5 protein-coding genes are annotated in these 5,271 nt (G+C 72.4%); 2 read left to right on the forward strand and 3 right to left on the reverse strand.

Going from position 1 to position 5,271, the window contains the following annotated elements; all coding sequences use genetic code 11:
• Nucleotides 1-194: 194 nt before the first annotated feature.
• Both ACIRYZ_RS46075 and ACIRYZ_RS46080 read right to left on the reverse strand, forming a co-directional pair.
• A complete protein-coding gene (locus ACIRYZ_RS46075) occupies nt 195-398 on the reverse strand; it encodes a hypothetical protein (RefSeq protein ID WP_402955621.1) in 204 nt (67 codons plus the stop codon).
• Between the two features lie 303 nt (nt 399-701).
• Entirely contained in the window at nt 702-1,055 is a 354-nt protein-coding gene (locus tag ACIRYZ_RS46080; protein WP_402955624.1) for a hypothetical protein, read from the reverse strand.
• A 677-nt stretch (nt 1,056-1,732) separates the two neighbouring features.
• Here ACIRYZ_RS46080 and ACIRYZ_RS46085 point away from each other — a divergent pair.
• Nucleotides 1,733-2,410: a hypothetical protein gene (locus ACIRYZ_RS46085; protein ID WP_402955627.1), complete on the forward strand. Its 678-nt coding sequence runs from the start codon at nt 1,733-1,735 to the stop codon at nt 2,408-2,410.
• Between the two features lie 1,474 nt (nt 2,411-3,884).
• Here ACIRYZ_RS46085 and ACIRYZ_RS46090 read toward each other — a convergent pair.
• On the reverse strand, nt 3,885-4,031 hold the full coding sequence (locus ACIRYZ_RS46090) for a hypothetical protein (RefSeq protein ID WP_402955630.1): 147 nt from the start codon (nt 4,029-4,031) through the stop codon (nt 3,885-3,887).
• Between the two features lie 193 nt (nt 4,032-4,224).
• Between ACIRYZ_RS46090 and ACIRYZ_RS46095 the strand changes: the two genes are divergently transcribed.
• On the forward strand, nt 4,225-5,124 hold the full coding sequence (locus ACIRYZ_RS46095) for a hypothetical protein (protein ID WP_402955633.1): 900 nt from the start codon (nt 4,225-4,227) through the stop codon (nt 5,122-5,124).
• Nucleotides 5,125-5,271: the final 147 nt, after the last annotated feature.

The raw sequence follows: 5,271 nt of genomic DNA on the forward strand, positions 1-5,271 counted from the left end.
GGCTTGAGATGACCATCCGCTTCACCATCTGGGACCACGTCACCGGGAACACCGGCCTGCCCGCCACAGCCTGACCCAAGCCCCGAGACCGGCCCCACCACACCCCGATACAGCATCAGATGATCAAGCACCCGTTAACGTGACAGCACCCGGTGGGACGTTCTCCGGCGGCCCGCAGCAGACCAAACGGCAGTTCACCATCGACGTTCGCTGAGCCTCCCCGGCAGCTCGCGCTGGGCCGCGCCACCGGCTGGATGCCGCCCACCGACCGCGGCCTGGGCGAACCACACCGCGACTACGCCCTCGGCGACGGCCTGGTCCACCTCACCTGGCCCAACACCCCCACCGTCCAGGCACTCGAACAGCGAGGCCGTCTGGTCGGCTGGATCGAAGCCCACGACCGCCCCCGGCAACTGGACCGCCCTCATCGCCGGCCGCCCGGTCACCGACGCCGCCGACGGCGAACTACTGCTGTCCGCCAACCCCACCGACGCCCTCACCCTGCTGCGCCTGGCCGCTGCGCGTGACCTCGGCAGCATCCCGCCCGGCTGGGCGCTGCCCCGCACCGCAGGGTGACGGCCGCACTGCCCGGGGTGCCGGCCGCTCCGGAGCGCTCCGCACGCGATGGCGGTCAACGAGACGATTGTCGCGTTCGTGCGCGGCGGCACCGCGCCCGGGGCGCTGCGTGATCGTTCGACGGGTCAGGCCAGTCGGCACGGCACCTCGAGGTCTTCCGACAGGTAGTAGATGGCGCACACGCGGTGGTAGCCATCAGCGATGAGCAACGGCTGTCCGCGGACTAACAGGACTGGGGACAGTTTCTTGCCACGTCCGACCTTGGCGATGTTCTCGCTGACGTGCACGTTGTCCTGCGGAAGCAGTGGAAGGCCGGACGCACGCAGGATGTCTTTGGCCTTCTTCACCACGGTCTGCGTATCCCTGAGCCGCTCCACCACCCGCTGGGCGGCCTCGGGCTCCAGCGCCAGCTCAAGGTAGTCCAGGGCCGCAGGGAAGTCGTGCGCCTCGGGATTGCTCTTCCATACGGGTGCGGGCATTGTGCCTCCCTGGGGTTACGGCGCTGTCCTTCCCCTGGTGTAGCAGATTTACCGTCAGATCTGCTGCTCCCGCGGGCGAACTCGGCGGACGAGGAGTCCGGGCGTGGTGGCGCTACGGCCGCCCCGGCCGGCACGTGGCTGCGCAAGCAGGACAAGGCCCGTGCCGAGGGCAAGCTGACTGATCAGCAGACCGCGCTCCTGGACGCCCTCCACCGGCACGCCGAGACCGTCGACGGCTGAACCGCCCCGTGCACCCCGCTGTAAGACGCACTGGGTTCTCCAGGATCTCGACGAGGACGGTCACCCGGAGAACCGTCCGACGGCGTTGACGGTCACCGGCTGGACCGGACGGCCACCTGAACGAGCGTCACGGACGGCGGGAGACCGACCCGCGGTGGAAACCCCCTTTCCTTCTGCCAAATCGTGGACCTTAGACCGCACACCGGTGAGACCCCAGGCCCGGGGTCACTGCGGCTGCGCACGGTGCCGGCGTGCGGCGGGTCTCGCCGGAGCGGCTGCCGGACGGCGTGCAAGGACGCGGGCCTGAACACCCTGCTGCGGGCACCTGCTGCTGCGGTCGACGGCGGCCCGTCCGGGCTGGTCATGGGAAACCGCCTACCAGCGGGACAACCCTGGGATGATGAATCACCACATCGCACCAATCGGCAAGGGGACGAATGGGCCTGCACATTTCGCGGATCGAGATACGCAACTTCCGCAACTTCCGGCACCTCGTCATCGACGACTTCCCCACCCACGCCGTAATCGTCGGCGAGAACGGCGTCGGCAAGTCGAACCTGCTCACCGAGGCGCTGGAGAACCCGAACAACCGGGCCGCCTACGACCAGCGCCAGGCCGCCCGCGAGGACGAGGAGCACAAGGCCCACCAGGAGCTGATGGACTCCCTGGTCTGCATCGACTGCGGCGAGGTCCCCGAGGAAGAGAGCACCTGGGAGCACGGCCGCCAGGGACAGGTCGAGTGGACCCGCCGCCCGGGTGGCCGCTGCTGGCCCTGCCACCAGAACCGCGAGGAGCGCCTGGAACGGGAGGCCGAAGAACAACTGGAGGCCGCCCGCACGGCCAACGCCGCGCTGCGCCCGTGCTGGGCGTGCCGGGGCTCGAGCGGGGGGAAGGAGGGCTCGAAGTTGGAGCTGCGGGAGAAGGCCCGGCCGGACCGGCTGGAGTGCCCCGAGTGCGTACAGGCCCGCGCCGCAAAGGACTTGGGCCCACTGGTGCTGCCGGTCCCGACCAAGCGCGAGCTGGTGGCCGCCCTGGTCTCAGCCCCGGACGATCCGTGGTGGGAGGAGCGCGTGCTGCACGCGAAGCTCTACCCGGCGAGAGGCCGTCGGGTGTGACCTGTTGGTGGTTGTGGGCGTGGTTTTGGGCTCGCACGCTGGGTTGTCTGGACCTTTGGTTGGTCCTGTCGGGAGGGTGGGCGGGGTTGGTGCCGCTCGTGCTTCGGTGACTGTGTGTGGTGGTGGGTAGGGGGCGGCCGGGGTCGGTCGGGGGTTGGTCGGGTGGGTGGTCTTTTCTGGGCGTGATTCGTTGTGGTATTTCGGTTCGGGTGTTTTGCCGAATTGGTCGGTGGGGTTTTCTGGGTTCGGGTTGGAATGGTCGGGTGGGGGCCCGGCACGGGGGTTGGTGTTCGGGTTTGTGTCGGGGTTCGGCCGGGCCGTCCCGCCGCCTCGCCGTCCGGGCCGGTGCTGTTCCTCGCCGCCGTCCGGGCCCGCCGCCGTCCGGGCCGCCGGCCTCGGCGGCTCCCCGCCTCCCCGGCGCCCGCCTGCTGCTGGGTCCTGGCCGCCGTCCTGGTCGGTCGCTGGGCCGTCCCGCTGCGCCCGGCTCGGTCGCGCCGTCCCGCTGTCCGGGTCTCGGTCCGGGTGCTGCTTGTGCCGTGGTGTCGGGGTGGTGGTGCTGGGTGGCCGTCAGGCCGCCCTGGAGGCCGTTCTGGTGGGTGTGCGGGAGGGGCTGGTAGCTGGCCCTCGGTGCCGTCGCGGCCCCTGTCGCGTTGGCCTGTCGCGGTGGGTGCTGTCGTGTGGTGTGACGTGGGCGGATGCCCGGTTTTCCCTGTGTGTGGTGGGGGCGCGACAGGTGGGCGCGACAGCCGCGGGGCCGGGCTGCCGGGTGGGGCCGGGACTGGGCTGTTGCCGGGGCCGGCCTTCTCCTGGTGCTGGGTGAGTGTTCGCCATGCTTCGCCAGGGCCCGCCAAATGGCCAGCCAGGCCTGTCGGGGCTTCAGGAGAGGTGTGGCGTGCTTCGGCTTGTGGTCGGGGCGCGCCAGGTCTGTGCCGGTTGTTCCTGAGGGAAGGGTTGGACATGCGGAAGTGGGCGAGGGGTCGGGGCCGTCGTGGGCGGTTGGATCCGAACGTGCGGGCGCAGGTGTTGATCGCTGCGCTGGGTGCGGTGAGTGCGATCGCGGGGTGTGTGGCGCAGTTCGCGCGGTAGCGATCGGTGCGGGCGTCGTCCGGGTCGCCGGTTCGCTGGCTGTGCTCCGGCCATCGTCCGGCCCGGGCACGGCCGGGGCGGCGGCTGCAGTGCCCGCCGGTCGGAGCGTGTCCGCCGGCTGGCCGCCGTCCAGGCCGTGCCCGGGAGACGTTCTGCGTCGACCGGATCATCGCCCGAGAGGCCAGCCTTGACACCCTGGCTGCCCGCCGCCGCGGGCCTCCTCACGCGGGTGGCCTGCCCGAGCAACTCGTGACCGCTGAAGGCCGGTTGCCGCACGGGCGGACGCGAGCCAGCCGTCAACCTCGATCTGTCATGAGCGAGGGCTCCCGATCCGGACCGAGCGGTCTGACCGGAGCTCTCCGTGTGTTCGACGCGCGCCGGTGGACGGTCATCCGGCCCGCTCGTCCCGCACCGCGCGGACCGCCACCAGCGCCGCGATCGCCGTCACCAGTACACCGAGCACCACCCAACCGGCCGCCGTGGTGAACAGGAACCGGAACAACCCGCGGATCAGGACCCGCCCCAGGAACTTCATCCGCGCACCGTACCCGAAACCCCGGGAACGGGGCGACGAGTCCCCGCCCGGGCCGGCCCCGCGCCGGCACCGGCTTCGGCGCCGGTCATCTGGTAGGACCGGCTGACCTACCCCGCGCACCCTGCCGTCCCGGCCCACCGCGGGCCGGGACGGCCGCCCGTAGCCGTTCCCGACTCCCCGGAGGCACCGCGCGATGACCGACACCACCCGCCCCGACCCGGACCCCGCCGCCGCGCCCCGGCTGGAGCTGGCCTTGTGCAGCGGCCGGCTCGCGCCCGCCGACCGGGACCTGGGCCGCCCGATCCTCGACTCCCCGCTGGTGCGCGGCTCGATGTGGCTGCGCTGGTCCGGCCACGACGGCATCCGCACTCTCCACCAGGGCGCCGGACTTGCCCGCGGCTGGACAGAGCGCGACGTCGACGGCCTGGGCGGCTGGGTGGCTCTGGTGGAGGGCCGGATCGTCCACGGCGTCCGCTCGGGCAGCTTGCCGGGGCCCGTCGTGCACGCTGAGGCGTGGGAGGCCGGCGCGACGCTGCACGCCGCCCTCACCCAGCACCCCGCCCCCACCCCCTTCACCCAGGACGAGGACGAGCCCGACGACCAGGAGCACGGGCTGCTCGGCGACGTCCGCGGCCGGGTCCGCCGCAGGGCGGCCGGGATGACCCTGGAGAACATCCAGCAGGCCCTGGAACAGGCCCGGTTCGAGGAGCGCACCGCCGACCGGCACGCCGACGCCGGAGACGAGACCGCCTACGCCACCGCGACCGCCATCCGCGCCGAGTGGCAGCGCGTACGCGACCACACCGCCCAGACCCGCGCCGAGCGCTACGACCCCGACCACGACACCGCCCTCCAGCACGCGCTGCGCGCCGAACGCCACCAGCAGGACGTCGCCGACTGCGCCCGCGAGGCCGCCCACCAGGCCCGCCAGAGCACCGACGTCGCCCACCGCCGCCTCGCGGGCACCGCCGCCCAGCCCCTCTACACGGCCCTGGAGCGCGCCGGCCTCTACGGGCTGACCGACACGACGACCACCAGGCCGTCTGCGAGCTCACCCAAGGCCTCGACCCCGCCACGCTGCGCCAGGTCATGAGCTGGCTGGAGCGCACCCGTACCGCCGCCCTTGCACTGCGCGGCACCGAACAGGCCCAGCCCGCCCGTCCCAGGGCGCGGCGCAGCCAGTTCTGACAGACCCCCGGGCCCCACGGCCTGCTGCCCTTCCACACTGCGCGCGGCCCAG

Source organism: Kitasatospora sp. NPDC101155 (assembly GCF_044768305.1).
GTDB lineage: Bacteria > Actinomycetota > Actinomycetes > Streptomycetales > Streptomycetaceae > Kitasatospora.